General features: G+C 41.7%; 14 protein-coding genes and 3 tRNA genes. 7 read left to right on the forward strand and 10 right to left on the reverse strand.

Annotated features, from left to right (window positions below):
• Window positions 1-2 precede the first annotated feature (2 nt).
• The 3 genes from N480_RS12910 to N480_RS12920 all read right to left on the reverse strand — a co-directional run bounded on the left by N480_RS12910 (window position 3) and on the right by N480_RS12920 (window position 302).
• A tRNA-Tyr gene (locus N480_RS12910) sits at window positions 3-87 on the reverse strand.
• A 25-nt stretch (window positions 88-112) separates the two neighbouring features.
• A tRNA-Tyr gene (locus N480_RS12915) sits at window positions 113-197 on the reverse strand.
• Between the two features lie 20 nt (window positions 198-217).
• Window positions 218-302, reverse strand: a tRNA-Tyr gene (locus tag N480_RS12920).
• Between the two features lie 112 nt (window positions 303-414).
• On the opposite strand from N480_RS12920, the gene N480_RS12925 reads away from it, so the two are divergent.
• Window positions 415-936, forward strand: a complete 522-nt coding sequence (locus N480_RS12925; protein WP_063372920.1) for a VC2046/SO_2500 family protein — start codon at window positions 415-417, stop codon at window positions 934-936.
• 95 nt (window positions 937-1,031) lie between these two features.
• Here the strand turns inward: N480_RS12925 and N480_RS12930 are convergent, their stop codons facing one another.
• From N480_RS12930 to N480_RS12940, 3 genes are all read right to left on the reverse strand, one after another.
• Complete coding sequence (locus N480_RS12930; protein WP_063372921.1) at window positions 1,032-1,487, reverse strand: YchJ family protein; 456 nt, start codon at window positions 1,485-1,487, stop codon at window positions 1,032-1,034.
• 14 nt (window positions 1,488-1,501) lie between these two features.
• A complete protein-coding gene (locus N480_RS12935) occupies window positions 1,502-1,927 on the reverse strand; it encodes a SulA-like leucine-rich domain-containing protein (RefSeq protein ID WP_063372922.1) in 426 nt (141 codons plus the stop codon).
• Between the two features lie 116 nt (window positions 1,928-2,043).
• On the reverse strand, window positions 2,044-2,499 hold the full coding sequence (locus N480_RS12940; protein WP_063372923.1) for a tetratricopeptide repeat protein: 456 nt from the start codon (window positions 2,497-2,499) through the stop codon (window positions 2,044-2,046).
• Window positions 2,500-2,617: 118 nt separating this feature from the next.
• Between N480_RS12940 and N480_RS12945 the strand changes: the two genes are divergently transcribed.
• Complete coding sequence (locus tag N480_RS12945) at window positions 2,618-3,907, forward strand: NCS2 family permease (RefSeq protein ID WP_063372978.1); 1,290 nt, start codon at window positions 2,618-2,620, stop codon at window positions 3,905-3,907.
• Here the strand turns inward: N480_RS12945 and N480_RS12950 are convergent, their stop codons facing one another.
• The gene (locus tag N480_RS12950; RefSeq protein WP_063372924.1) at window positions 3,908-4,669 is read right to left on the reverse strand and encodes a hypothetical protein; all 762 of its coding nucleotides are present in this window, start codon (window positions 4,667-4,669) and stop codon (window positions 3,908-3,910) included.
• A gap of 285 nt (window positions 4,670-4,954) precedes the next feature.
• Between N480_RS12950 and cysB the strand changes: the two genes are divergently transcribed.
• On the forward strand, window positions 4,955-5,932 hold the full coding sequence (gene cysB, locus N480_RS12955; RefSeq protein ID WP_063372925.1) for an HTH-type transcriptional regulator CysB: 978 nt from the start codon (window positions 4,955-4,957) through the stop codon (window positions 5,930-5,932).
• A 48-nt stretch (window positions 5,933-5,980) separates the two neighbouring features.
• Here cysB and N480_RS12960 read toward each other — a convergent pair whose 3' ends face one another.
• From N480_RS12960 to pabB, 3 genes are all read right to left on the reverse strand, one after another.
• Window positions 5,981-7,357, reverse strand: a complete 1,377-nt coding sequence (locus N480_RS12960; RefSeq protein ID WP_063372926.1) for an L-serine ammonia-lyase — start codon at window positions 7,355-7,357, stop codon at window positions 5,981-5,983.
• 100 nt (window positions 7,358-7,457) lie between these two features.
• Window positions 7,458-7,931, reverse strand: a complete 474-nt coding sequence (locus N480_RS12965) for an NUDIX hydrolase (RefSeq protein WP_196761492.1) — start codon at window positions 7,929-7,931, stop codon at window positions 7,458-7,460.
• An 80-nt stretch (window positions 7,932-8,011) separates the two neighbouring features.
• On the reverse strand, window positions 8,012-9,358 hold the full coding sequence (gene pabB, locus N480_RS12970; protein WP_063372928.1) for an aminodeoxychorismate synthase component I: 1,347 nt from the start codon (window positions 9,356-9,358) through the stop codon (window positions 8,012-8,014).
• 237 nt (window positions 9,359-9,595) lie between these two features.
• Here pabB and N480_RS12975 point away from each other — a divergent pair, with 237 nt between their 5' ends.
• The 4 genes from N480_RS12975 (at window position 9,596) to N480_RS12990 (ending at window position 14,538) form a co-directional block, all read left to right on the forward strand.
• Window positions 9,596-11,122, forward strand: a complete 1,527-nt coding sequence (locus N480_RS12975) for a fumarate hydratase (protein ID WP_063372929.1) — start codon at window positions 9,596-9,598, stop codon at window positions 11,120-11,122.
• Between the two features lie 500 nt (window positions 11,123-11,622).
• Window positions 11,623-12,663: a Leu/Phe/Val dehydrogenase gene (locus N480_RS12980; protein WP_063372930.1), complete on the forward strand. Its 1,041-nt coding sequence runs from the start codon at window positions 11,623-11,625 to the stop codon at window positions 12,661-12,663.
• A 59-nt stretch (window positions 12,664-12,722) separates the two neighbouring features.
• Entirely contained in the window at window positions 12,723-13,382 is a 660-nt protein-coding gene (locus tag N480_RS12985) for a CatA-like O-acetyltransferase (protein ID WP_063372931.1), read from the forward strand.
• Between the two features lie 385 nt (window positions 13,383-13,767).
• Window positions 13,768-14,538: a DUF3450 domain-containing protein gene (locus N480_RS12990; RefSeq protein WP_063357095.1), complete on the forward strand. Its 771-nt coding sequence runs from the start codon at window positions 13,768-13,770 to the stop codon at window positions 14,536-14,538.
• The last annotated feature ends 2 nt before the right edge of the window (window positions 14,539-14,540 follow it).

Consider the following 14,540-nt stretch of genomic DNA (forward strand, 5'->3'; position numbering starts at 1 on the left):
AGTGGTGGAGGGAGCTGGATTCGAACCAGCGAAGGCTGAGCCGTCAGATTTACAGTCTGATCCCTTTGGCCGCTCGGGAACCCCTCCACATAAAGTGAGCTAAAGTACAAAGTGGTGGAGGGAGCTGGATTCGAACCAGCGAAGGCTGAGCCGTCAGATTTACAGTCTGATCCCTTTGGCCGCTCGGGAACCCCTCCGAATTGTACTTTGTCGTTGATGGTGGAGGGAGCTGGATTCGAACCAGCGAAGGCTGAGCCGTCAGATTTACAGTCTGATCCCTTTGGCCGCTCGGGAACCCCTCCTCAACAACGGCGCTGATAATATCAAAGTTTTTGACGATGTAAAGAAATGTCCTAAAGTTTTTTCAAAAAATGCCGATAAAATTTCAGACTTTGAATTTTTTGGCGAAAATCCATGCAGATAGAACAATTGTTACTCAAGGAAGCACAGTTAGGTATTGCCCTTAACTTAAGTGTGCGAGAATCGCGACGAGGAGACTTCGCGTTGCTATTGAGTGCGTTGTCTCAAGATGCGTTAGATTTCAGTCAATTTGATTTTCCTCGTTCGGCGGTTGATGAGAAAGATAAGTCAGAAGAGGCGTTAAAAAAGGAGTTGCAAGTAGGGCCCAAAAAACCACTTGCCCCAGCAGAGTATGACTTTCTGATTGGTCAATACAACCGTTACTTCGTAAAAGATGGTGGCTTGGAAGATATTAAGCTGAATGAATGCTTAGACCCAGAGCCGCTGCATATACGCGACAATAAATTACATGTTCCTCTTTCTGTGGTTGAAAATTTAGAGCCAGCTGTGCGAGCTAAGCTCTTCAAGCAGCAGAGCCCTGAGATAAAACTTCAAGATCGGGAAATGGATGCGGCGGGATTTTACGACCAGCTTGCCAGTGGGGAAATGCAATCTCAATTACGTGTTGCAGTGTAGCAAGCTAGATCTATTGGGGGTCAATCAGAAGTACTTATACAGTGTCAATATAATGCGTTGGTGGTTAAACATGAATATTCATAGAGTGAGTACAATTAGCCGTGACACTTCTTAAACTTTTTCCCACTTAAGCACGGACAAGGATCGTTTCGGCTTACTTTTTTTCCAGCGCAAGCGAACAAGTTGCCATCGAGATACATCCACTCACCACCTTCTTTAATAAATCGTGAGCGTTCATGGAGTATTTCCAGTTGTTGCCCCTCTAAATAAGAAGCCTTGAATTCAACGTATTGGTAGCTTTGGTCCTGATCAGTGTGAACGACTTCTAAATTGATAAACTCAACTTGATTGGCAAATAAGAGTATGTCTTCTGCTGTATGCTCACGTCGTTTTTCCGAGGCGTAGGTGTTGACGATATACTCACCATCTTTTACACAGTACGCGCTATACCTCGAGCGCATCAACTGCTCGGCATTTTCTGGTTTGCTCTGTCCAGTAATGAAAAGGTTACAGCACTGTTCAAAAGGCAGAGCTTGACCACAAAAACACATATAAAACCTAATAATTAATGTGCGACCTCTGACATTGGTAGTTTGCAAACCTCCTTAAAACAAAATAGGGCTGTTTCGGAGTTATTTAAGCTTCGCTGTTTCATTTGTCGGGCTGATAAGATACCAGGCCCAGTGATTACAGCTGCAAAGTTACCATTGTGCAGAGCGCAATCTAGAGTGTGTTCTAAGTTTATCAGATCTTTGAGCTTTAAAACTAGCAGCTTATTGATGTCGATGCCGAAGTCATCCAGCATAGACTTATTTATTGTTTGGTTGGGTGCTATTAACAATGTCCAACCAGCTTTCGAATTGCAAAAACCCAATATTTTCATAAGTTCTAAGCTGGTTGTGGCTTCATCAGATGTATTTACAATATTAAAGTTTGCCTGATTTGGAAGGCCTGCCGCACTTGCTTTTAAAATGGTCGAAGTATGTAACATAATTTTAATACTGATTGTTTATACAGTGTATATACAGTATTTCATACAGCATTTTTGATCAAGGTTACATCTGATGTTTTTTTAATCTTTTTTGCAGTGCTTAGTCCTAATTCAGGTTAACGTTCTGTTTTAAAATGATTTAGTTGATGGATTTGCTCATATAACGTTGCGGCATAACATTGCGCGTCTAAATAACGTTTTGTAGTTAAATGTGGTCTGACTTCTTTTAAAGTACTTTCTGCGGCCATATTGCCTTGGCTTTGTGCCAAGCTAAGCCAAGCGACACCATGAAATACGCTCTTAGGGACACCTTGTCCTTTAATAAACAATAGTCCCAAATAGAATTGCGCCTTATTGTCCCCAGACATGGCAGCTAACCTCATCCATTTAGCTGCTAATGGATATTGTTTTTCTTTTATGTAGTAGAGGCCTTTTTTATAAGCTTGATCGGGGTCCTGTCCCTCTGGCCATTGGTGCTTAGGATCTGGCTCCTGCGTTACAAATTCGAGCACATTTAGCAGCTGTTGCTCTAAGTCACCACTGTAAGCCTTTGTAGATTGACTGTTTTTCATACTCACTTCACTTATTACAACCTAGCCTACAGTGTAGCCGATTTTTGCTTTATTTGTCCTATAAAGAGAACGATTTATGGTAAAATTGCGGCCCCGTTTCTATTTAAAATACAAAGACATGCTAGAAAGACTTTTTTCGCTCAAGGCACTTCAAACCGATGCAAAGACTGAGGTAGTGGCCGGCCTGACTACGTTTATTACGATGGTTTACATTGTATTTGTAAACCCTGCAATGCTCGCTCAAGCAGGTATTGACCACGGTGCGGCTTTCGTCGCTACTTGTTTAGCTGCGGCTATCGGTTGCTTTATTATGGGCTTTTGGGCTAATTACCCTCTTGCGCTGGCGCCTGGAATGGGCCTCAATGCTTTCTTTACCTATGGTGTTGTGCTTGGAATGGGGCACAGTTGGCAAACGGCATTGGGTGCCGTATTTTTGTCAGGCTGCTTATTTTTAGTATTGAGTATTTTTAAAATAAGAGAGTGGGTAATTCAAGCTATTCCTGTGGTATTGAAACGAGCAATCGCAACTGGCATTGGTGCTTTTCTCGCTTTAATTGCTTTAAAAAACTCTGAAATTATCGTTTCAAGCCCTGCAACTTTCGTTCAGTTGGGTGACATTACAAGCCCAGGTCCTCTTTTAGCTATTCTCAGTTTATTTGTCATTACCGCTCTGATGTATCGAGAATTCAAAAGCGGGGTACTGATTAGCATTTTACTCGTTACTGTAGTCGCTTGGAGTGCAGGCCTTGTTGAGTACTCTGGTATTGTTTCAGTACCACCCAGTATAGCGCCAACCTTTGGACAGTTAGATATCGCTGGGGCGCTTGAGGTAACCATGCTCAGTGTGGTGTTTGCATTTTTATTTGTAGATCTATTCGATACAAGTGGCACGCTGGTAGCAGTGACTCAAAAAGCAGGAATTGCAGATGAAAAAGGGAATATGCCACGCTTAGGCCGGGCGCTATCAGCAGACAGCACGGCAACCGTCGCTGGCTCGTTCTTAGGCACTTCAACAACGACGTCATACATTGAATCTGTCTCAGGCGTTTCTGTTGGCGGCAGGACAGGGCTCACAGCTGTGGTCGTTGGTGTTTGCTTTCTTCTTATGATGTTTTTTGCACCATTGGCACAAATGGTCCCTGCTTATGCAACAGCTGGTGCGATTCTCTATGTAGCGGTTCTTATGCTACAAAACTTAAAACTGGTAAACTGGGATGATATGACCGATGCAATTCCTGTAAGCGTGGTGCTGTTAATGACGCCCCTTACCTTTTCGATTGCACACGGTATTGCTCTTGGGTTTATCGCATACACAGCGGTCAAGTTAGCTTGTAATAGAAAAGACGAAATTTCTATCAGTGTTTGGGTATTAACAATTTTGTTTATTTTAAAGTTTGCTATTAGCTGATCACCACTTCTTTTTGGGGGCGAAAAGGACATCGAGATCGTCCTTTTCCTTCTCTGCTTTTTTCTTAACTGCAGATGCGTTTGAAGCTTTCAACTCGACGCTGATTTCATTCAAATACCCTTCAAGTTGATTTTTCTTTTCAGTGACGTATTCATCGCTATAGGTTACAGCCATAATTGTGGCGTATGCCTTTTCAAAGTATTGGCGTGCAGATCCAACCATATTGGCTGTTTTAGCAGAAAGGCCCCTTTTAATTTGGCTTTCAACGTTGATTCTTAACTGAATCTTTTCAAGACGTCTGTCTTCTTTTACGAAAACTTGAGTATCGACTTTACCCTTGCTGTGCTCTGAACGCAGTAAGTGTCTTACCTTTTTAATGCCTTGGACTAGGGCGATTAACTGTTTGTCGTTGTCAGGAAGAGATACATTGTCGCTGTCATTCAGTTTACCGGGATCTGAATTCATACGCTCTTGAGATTCGTGTAAGCGGTTTTTTAACTCTCTTGATGTTGGTGAGAGCTCTACCATTGTCGCAAGGGCGTCGTGAATACGCTTTTGGATGATTCGAAGCATATCCCCAGACATAGGAATATTTGAGCTGTTAAGCAACACATCCTCAGATTCTTCGATGATCCGTTTTTGCTTTGACAGCTCTTTGCGTCTCTCTGCTTCTTGTTTCTCTTTATGTTGTTGAATAGCACTAACCCACACTGCAATTACAACTAAAGCAACAATCAATAATATTATTATGGAAACAAACATACCCGAATCTCTACGTAAACTACCCAAGGCGATATTTTTTATCTTACATCAAATAATTGTATATTGGATAGTTTTAATAACAAGGTGTATGTAAATGATTTTGAATACACCATTTTTCAGTATAGACGTATCTAATACAGATTTCTTATATGATTGCGCAAATGTTACAATTACTATCAGCTACACGATAAATATGCTAGCCTAGGAATGGATCCGACTCGGCGCTCTGCGTAAATCGAAAACCAAGTCGCTTATTAGATAACAACTAAAACAATAAACAGTGTTATGAAATTACAACAGTTGAAATACATCGTTGAAGTACTGAATCATAATTTGAATGTGTCTGCTACCGCTGAGAGTCTTTACACCTCTCAACCAGGCATTTCAAAACAGGTACGTATGCTAGAAGACGAATTGGGTGTGCAAATTTTTGGTCGAAGTGGCAAACACTTAACGCATGTCACCAGTGCGGGTAATGAGATCATCAACATCGCCCGTGAAATTTTGTCCAAGGTTGAAGGCATAAAAGCAGTAGCCAATGAGCATACTTTGCCCGATCAAGGTAAACTAAATATAGCAACAACGCATACGCAAGCTCGATATGCGCTGCCTCCCGTTATTCAAGGTTTTATGCAGAAATACCCAGCGGTATCTTTGCATATGCATCAAGGTACACCGCAGCAGATTTCAGATGCAGCAGCGCGCGGCGATGCGGATTTTGCGATTGCGACTGAAGCATTGCATTTATACGGCGATTTGATCATGTTGCCATGCTATCATTGGAATCGCAGTATTGTGGTCACAAAAGACCACCCACTCGCTCAGCTAGGAAAAAATATCACGGTCCAAGATGTTGCTAAATATTCGCTAATTACTTACGTATTTGGTTTCACAGGCAGATCGGAATTAGACAAAGCGTTTAATGCTCATGGGTTAGAGCCACATATTGTGTTTACCGCTACGGATGCTGATGTGATTAAAACGTATGTGCGTCTTGGCTTAGGTGTGGGCGTGTTAGCAACAATGGCGGTAGATGATATTGCAGATAAAGATCTAGTTTGTATTGATGCGAGTCATTTGTTTGAGGCGAGCACAACTAAAATTGGGTTTAGAAAAGGCAGTTTCTTAAGAGGGTATATGTATGATTTCATAGAGCGCTTTGCGCCACATTTGACTAAAGACGTGGTAGAAAAAGCCAGCTTAATGCGAAATCAAGATGATGTAGATGCGTTATTCTCAAATGTAACTCTTCCAATTAAATAAAGCCGCAATGTGCGGCTTTATTTTTTACTGTGATGTCTATGCAAAGACTTAACACTCGATAATGTTTACCGCGAGACCGCCACGAGCGGTTTCTTTGTATTTTGTCTTCATATCATTACCAGTATCAAGCATGGTCTTGATAACTTTATCTAACGACACTTTTTGGTCACCCGTACCTCGAAGCGCTAAGCGAGAAGCGTTGATTGCTTTTACGGCACCCATTGCGTTTCTTTCAATACAAGGCACTTGCACTAATCCGCCAACAGGGTCACATGTTAGGCCTAGGTTATGCTCCATGCCAATTTCAGCAGCATTTTCTACATGAACGACATTTCCGCCCATGATTTCGGTCAGTGCACCTGCCGCCATCGAACAAGCGACGCCCACTTCACCTTGGCAGCCTACTTCCGCACCTGAAATAGAAGCGTTCTTCTTGTAAAGAATGCCAATTGCAGCTGCCGTCAAAAGGTATCGGGTAGCAATTTCGACGTCAATTTCTTTGATAAACGTATGATAGTACATCAAAACAGCGGGTAGGATCCCAGCTGCTCCATTAGTGGGAGCTGTAACAACACGGCCACCTGCAGCGTTTTCTTCATTGACCGCAAGGGCAAATAGGTCTACCCAATCCATAGCGCGCAATGGATCGTTGCTGTTTTCAACATTAAGTTTCAAATAAAGGCTAGGAGCGCGTCTTTTAACTTTTAGACCACCAGGTAAAATACCCTCAGTGCGCATGCCACGTTCGATACATGCCTTCATCACTTCCCAAATATTGAAAAGTTCTTGCTTTATATCGCTTTCAGAACGCAGGGTTTTTTCATTGGCCATCATCAAAGCAGAGACACTTAAGCCCGTCTCTTTACAAATAGACAATAACTCTTCCGCTGTATCGAACAAATATGGTGCAGGGTTTTGTTCACGAACATCCAGCGCAGCCTGTTTCTCAGCTTCGAAATCTTCATCTGTCACGATAAAGCCACCACCAATAGAGTAGTAGATTTGGCTATGAAGCAGCTCATCACCCTTATAGGCTTGTATTTCCATCGCGTTAGAGTGTTTTGGCAGTGTTTTTCGACGGTGGAATACAACAGCACCTTGTTTAGGAAAATCTGCTTTGTGCTGCTGATCAAGGTAAATGACTTGCTCTTGCTCAATTTTTTCTAGAATTTGTGGAACAAGATCAGCATCAATGGTTTCAGGATCGTAACCTGCTAAGCCCAAGATAACCGCTTTTCCTGAGCCGTGACCTATACCTGTTTGACCTAGTGAGCCAAAAAGCTCTACTTTAACCGCAGTAACGTCGTCAATTAGTTTACTTTTTTGTAGATCTTTGACGAACAGACGCGAAGCGCGCATCGGTCCGACGGTATGGGACGAAGAAGGCCCGATACCGATACTGAACATATCAAATGCACTAATCATAAATTTTACTCATCATTGCCTCTGAACGGGCGCACATAATAACGTTAATTATTGCAGAAGTAACCCGTTATCGGATGGAAAATAGTGTTTTGCTAGATGATTAAATTAGAGAGTTGGTAAATTTAGTTATAATGCTAGCGGTCGCGCCCCAGAGAAGTCCATGAGGTGTCATGAAACCTTTGATGCTCGTGGCTTTCCCGCGAAAGTGAGTCGTGTAACTTTGCCAGTGTTCTTGGGTCATCAAATCACGTATTGGGAGTGTAAAAACTTGCTCTACTTCACTGCTTGTGCGTGCCCATGTTGCGCTGTTTTCTACTTTCGCGAGAATTGGCGTAATATGAAATCCGCTCAAGGAGCTATGCGTTGCAAGCTGACCAAGTGGGGTTACAAACTCTCTAGCTAAGCTAATCTCTTCAAAGGTTTCCCGTAAAGCAGCGTCTTGCACAGAGGAATCATGGGCTTCAATTTTACCGCCTGGGAAGCAGATTTGACTGGGGTGGGCCCTAAGGTTGGCATTACGTTTACATAGCAACATATGCGCTTGGCCATCAAACTCGATAAGTGGCACAAGCACAGCACTTTTCACTCCTGTCAAATGAGAAGTAGAGTGTGCGCTTTTCGACAGCGTATATTTACTGATTATGTGCTCAAGCTTCATTTAAGTACGGGTAAAATCTTATTTACTTTATGATAAGTTTCTTGGTACTCCGCGTCTACTTGAGAGTCAGCAACAATACCACCACCGGCCCAACAATAAATCGTGTTTTGTGCACAAACAAGCGTACGAATGGTGATAGACGTATCCATGTCACCACATGCACTCAGGTATCCCATAGAGCCGCAGTACGCGCTACGACGATGTGGTTCAAGCTCTTCTATAATTTCCATAGCCCTAATTTTTGGCGCGCCAGTGATAGAGCCACCTGGAAACGCTGCCTCTAGTTGATCTATTGCGCTCTTTCCGTTTGCAAGTTCGCTGGTTACGGTGCTTACAAGGTGATGGACCGCAGGGAAACTTTCTATTTCAAACAGCTTTGGTACCGTGACGGTGCCCGCCTTGGCAACTTTGCCGAGATCATTTCTTAATAGGTCGACTATCATGACATTTTCGGCGCGGTCTTTACTTGAACCTTGTAAGGTTTTTGCCTGCTCGATGTCTTGAGCAGGGTCAGATAGTCTGGGTAAAGTGCCCTTAATGGGTTTTGTTTCGACTTGGTTTTTTCTTACAGAGATAAACCGCTCTGGCGATACGGACACAATGGCGGTGTCCTCACCTAGATTATAAAACGCAGCGAATGGCGATTTGTTGTTCGCTCTTAACTTTTTATATGCTTGCCAAGGGGAGCCAGTGAATTGTGCGCTAAAGCGCTGCGCTAAGTTGATTTGATAGCAATCTCCGCTGAGAAGATATTGGTGTATTTGATCAAATTTGGTTTGATACTGCTGTTTGGTCATGTTTGACTGCCAATCAGTTAGTAACTTAAATGGTTTTGGACTTGATGCGGCACTGTTTAAAATTGCTAAGTATTCATCAAGCCGATTTGCATTTGACTGACAGACATAAAACCACTTTTGCTGTTGGTTATCGAATATGAGTGCATCTAAATACAAGCCTACGGTCATATCGGGTAATGAAATATCTGTCAGAGCTGACTCAGGAAGCTTTTCGATATAGCGGCCTAAATCGTATCCGAAATAACCTAACCAACCACCCACAAATGGCATCCCTGTGACACGTTCAGGGCATAAAAGGGACAACTTCTGTTTGAGAATTTCAAAGACACTGAGATTTTGTTGTATTCCGTCAAGGAAAGCTTGCCCTGATTTTGCCTCAAGGATATGTACTGGGTTAAAACTAATGATGTCGAAGTGACTATTTTCATGTACTGCGTCACTTGAATCTAACAAGATTGCGTATTTATGCTGCGCAAATTGTTCGAAAACTTCTACCGTAGAGAGAGAAATGTCAACAGCAATGCATTTATTCTGCGCATTTATCATTTACTTGCCCCTGAAAACTAGCCCGAAACGGGCGAGGAGGTTATCATAATTAGATGTGAATCTATAGAGTAGATAAGCGATAACTAATAACCATATACAGTGTAAGGATGTTGATTGTAAACTCGGGGCGTGTAGTCGGTTTACTCATCAATATTCAACTTACTGCGGTTAGCTTGCTTTTCTACTTACCAAGTACAGGCTGTTTAGCAACCCTAAATAGCAAATAAAGGAACCGTCATGAGCATTATCCGTCAGCAAGATTTTATTGATAGCATTGAAGATGCACTGCAATACATTTCTTTTTATCACCCGCTAGATTTTGTGCAAGCTTTGGAAAAAGCATATAACAATGAACAGAGTAAAGCTGCAAAAGACGCAATAGCGCAAATTTTAATTAACTCTCGTATGTCTGCAGAGGGCAAGCGTCCACTATGCCAAGATACGGGCATCGTTACTTGTTTTGTAAAAGTAGGTATGGATGTTAAGTGGGACAAAACAGACTTAACAGTGCAGCAAATGGTGGATGAAGGTACACGTCGTGCTTACACGAACCCAGATAATCCATTACGCGCTTCAATCGTGGCAGATCCAGCGGGTAGCCGTAAAAACACCAAAGACAATACGCCCTCTGTTGTACATGTAGATTTAGTACCTGGTGCAGAGGTAGAAGTTATGATTGCAGCTAAAGGCGGCGGTTCAGAAAACAAAACTAAAATGGCAATGCTTAACCCATCTGATGACGTTGCGGCATGGGTTGAAAAAACATTACCTACAATGGGCGCCGGTTGGTGTCCACCGGGAATGATAGGCATTGGTATTGGTGGTACAGCTGAAAAAGCGGCTGTACTGGCAAAAGAATCACTGATGGACCCTGTCGATATTCATGATTTACAGGAGCGTGGTGCTGAGACAGCTGAAGAGAAACTGCGTTTAGATATCTTTGAAAGAGCTAATAAGCTGGGCATAGGTGCGCAGGGTCTTGGTGGTTTGACAACGGTTGTTGATGTGAAAATCAAAACAGCGCCAACACACGCAGCTTCGAAACCTGTGGTAATGATCCCGAATTGTGCCGCTACGCGTCATGTACATTTCACGCTTAATGGCTCTGGCCCGGCAGATCTGAAAGCGCCAAAACTAGAAGATTGGCCAGAAGTAACGTGGGAAGTGGGTGAAGATACTCGCCGAGTTAACCTTGATACACTGACCAAAGAAGACATCCAAGATTGGAAAATGGGTGAAACGGTATTATTGTCAGGCAAAATTTTGACAGGCCGTGATGCTGCGCATAAGCGTTTACAAGAAATGATCAACTCTGGACAAGGCCTGCCTGAGGGTGTCGACTTTACCAATAAGTTTATTTATTACGTGGGCCCTGTAGACGCAGTTGGTGATGAGGTGGTAGGTCCTGCTGGCCCAACCACTTCAACACGTATGGATAAGTTCACAGATTTGATGCTTGAGAAAACAGGCCTTGTTGGCATGATCGGTAAGGCGGAACGTGGTCCTGCAACTGTCGAATCAATCAAGCAAAACAAAGCTGTCTACTTGATGGCTGTCGGTGGTGCTGCGTACTTAGTTGCTAAGGCGATCAAGAAATCTCGTGTGGTCGCGTTTGAAGACTTGGGTATGGAGGCAATCTACGAGTTTGAAGTAGAGGACATGCCAGTAACGGTTGCTGTAGATAGTGAAGGTGCCAATGCACATACTCAAGGTCCTGCAATCTGGAAAGCTAAGATTGAGGAACTTGATAGCAAGTTAAGATAAACTAGCAACATAAAGAAGGTGGTGGTTACCACCTTCTTTAATAACAACTTTGTTCTTTGGCCAATATCCTGCCTCTCAATTATCTTTTTACCAACGCGAAGTGCTTACTCTTAGCACGCAACATATTTCAGAACGCTTAATTTGTCATCTTTCCACTGTTTATGATTTGATACACTGGCAGTGAATTAGCGCAAAAATTGTTAACAATTTAATTTGAATCTAGCTCGTGTAAATTTATACTTACACAGGGCTATTGCTTTACGTTTACGTAAACAGAAGCTCTAAATTTAATGGGTATTTCTAATTAAATATGTTTTTTAAAATTGTTTTCATAGAAAACCTATCTTTATATTTAATTTATTTTGGATTATATATGCGTGTTGATGATGTAATGAGCTTAGATCATCTCATTTGCTGGATTGACTAAAAGGTTAGTGGTAGAGTCAAGCCAATTTCAGCGCTATCTGACACGTTCAGACAATAATCGGAGAATAATCAAAGTGGCTGTATTTAACCAAGTTGAATTTGATAACCATGAACAAGTTGTGTTTTGCTCAGATGAAAAGTCGGGCTTAAAAGCAATTATCGCTGTGCATAGTACTAAGCTAGGCCCAGCTGTTGGTGGCTGTCGTTTATGGGATTATGCAGAAGATCAAGACGCAGTATACGATGTGTTACGTCTTTCTAAAGGCATGACTTACAAGAATGCAGTAGCTCGTTTACCGTTCGGTGGCGGTAAATCAGTGATCATTGGTGATGCGAAAAGCATTAAGTCTGAAGAACTTTTTAGAGCATTTGGTAGACACCTAGAGAGATTAGGCGGTAGTTATTACTCAGCAGAAGATGTGAATATCACCACTGGTGATGTCATGATGATGCACAAAGAAACTGATTACGTTTTAGGTCTTGAAGGCAAAAGCGGCAACCCGTCTCCATTTACTGCTTTAGGCACGTTCCTAGGTATTAAAGCAGCGTACCAGCATAAGTTTGGACACCAAGACTTGTCTGGTGTAAAAGTAGCTGTGCAAGGCCTTGGCGCTGTAGCGTATGGCCTGTGTAAATATTTGCACGAAGCTGGTGCGAAGTTATTTGTAACAGACATCAATCAAGCATCGGTTGATAGAGTCGTTACTGACTTTGGCGCAGTGGCAGTAGATATTGATGAAATCTACGACTTAGATGTAGATGTGTATGCACCATGTGCACTTGGTGCAACAGTCAATGATGAAACCATTCCTCGTATTAAAGCGACTATCATTGCCGGTTGTGCAAACAATCAGCTTGCAGAACCGCGCCATGGTGATGTATTGCGTGAAAAGGGCGTACTTTACGCGCCTGATTATGTAATCAATGCTGGTGGTATCATTAATGTATATTATGAGACCAAACCTGAAGGCTATAACGAAGCGCAAGCAACTAAGCATGTTGAAGGCATTTTTGACACGCTGGCTGAGATTTTTAAGCGTTCTGATGACGAGAAAAAATCTACTCACGTTATTGCAGACGAGTTAGCGCAAGAAATCATCGAGAACGGATTATAATCGTTACTTGAAAAAGCTATAATGAAGGGCGTATTCGCCCTTTTTTTATAGTTGTTAAAATGAAAAAAATCGCTTTAGACTCGTGGGAGCGCAAAGAGCACTTTGAGTTTTATCAAGACTTTGCAGATCCAAACTTCAATATCACTACAAATCTCAATACTCATTCTCTATATATTAAAGCTTCACAAGCTGATCTGTCCTTCACTTACTGCTATCTTTATTGTTTATCACGAACGATTGAACAGTGTGACTTTATGCGTTATCGGATAGTCGATGGTTGTCCCGTCGAATCCGAGAAGGTGACAATTAGTAGTACCTTTTTAAGAGAGGATAATACCTTCAGGTTCATCACACTGAGTGAAAGTAGCGATGTTAATGAATTCATTCAACAATCAGAAGAGAATAAAAAGGTCGGCTTGTCGCAACCTTTATTGGGCGAAATGTTTTTATCAAATTGTAGCTCGGTTGAACAAGTCTACGTATCTATTTTGCCTTGGTTTCAATTCACTAGTTTCAAGCATGCAAGGCATAGTGAAGACAATTTAGGCATACCAAAAATAATTTTTGGTAAATTAAATGAAGACAAAAATAGTCTGCCTGTATCAATTGAGGTACATCATGGTTTGGTAGATGGGTACCATTTATCACTATTCCTAGATGAATTTCAAAGACAAATCATTGCGTTATGTTGCCAATTAGAAGAAGAAAAAAAATTTTAGGGACAACAATATTGTGTTATACGCAATTTTTTTCTACGTATTTTTGTCTCTAACAGTTTGAAAATTATAGCCTAATCAAAGAGTTTTTAGTTTTGCGAGCTCTATTTTTGGCGAAATTTTAACTGTAATAAATTGTTAATTAAGTTGCTTTGTGTATGAAAAGTAAGTGATTTAAGTTTTTTTTGGTTGTTTTGTTGTTAATGTGATGTTTTATTTCATTTTATTAGAAAAGCGATTACAAAATTAGTTTTAAACATGAAGTTGACATGGGCAAATGCATTTAGCATTATTGCACGGTTGATACTTCTAAAAAGGTATCCGGGGTACTCTTCTATAGTCGAGTGCAAAAATTATAAAAGTAACATTACTTAATTGGTTGGGAACTATGTCTGTTAAAATCAGAAAGAGTCTTGTAGCTTCAGCGTTATTCGGCGCAGCAGCATTTGCAAGCAGCAATGTGATGGCAGATCCTTTGAATGACATACAGAAAGTAGGTCAGCAAACTCAAAAGGCTGCTCAAAAGTCTCAAGAAAAAGTTGATAATATTTACGGTCAGTCAATCGAAATGATTGCAGAATACCGCACTACTGTCGATGAAACAGAACTTTTAAAAGTTTACAACGACCACGTTGCACGTTTGGTAGCGGACCAAAATGCAAACATTGAGTCTCTAGAGCGTCAAATCGCGACAGTTGATAAAACTAAGCAAGACGTTGTGCCTTTGATGTATCGCATGATTGATACACTCGAGCAATTCATCAAAGCGGACGTCCCGTTCGATACTGAAAAGCGTTTAGAGCGCGTAGAAAGACTACGTGAAACTCTTTCAAACGCAAAAGTAACTACTTCAGAGAAGTACCGTCAGGTACTAGAAGCTTACACTGTTGAAACTGCATACGGCACAGCAATGACAGCTTCTCAAGGTTCTCTTGAAATTAACGGTAAAAACATCAACGTTGACTTCGCTCGTCTAGGTCGTATCGCATATGTTGCTCAATCATTCGATCAAAAGAATGCATGGGTTTGGGACAACAATGCTAAGCAGTGGCAATCTCTAGGTGAAGAATACCTTAAGCCTATCAAAGACATGATCCGTATTGCACGTGGTCAGGCTGCCCCAGAACTAGTTAAACTTCCTATTTTCGGCGCGGAGTAATA

The organism is Pseudoalteromonas luteoviolacea S2607 (assembly GCF_001625575.1).
GTDB classification, from domain to species: Bacteria; Pseudomonadota; Gammaproteobacteria; order Enterobacterales; family Alteromonadaceae; genus Pseudoalteromonas; species Pseudoalteromonas luteoviolacea_E.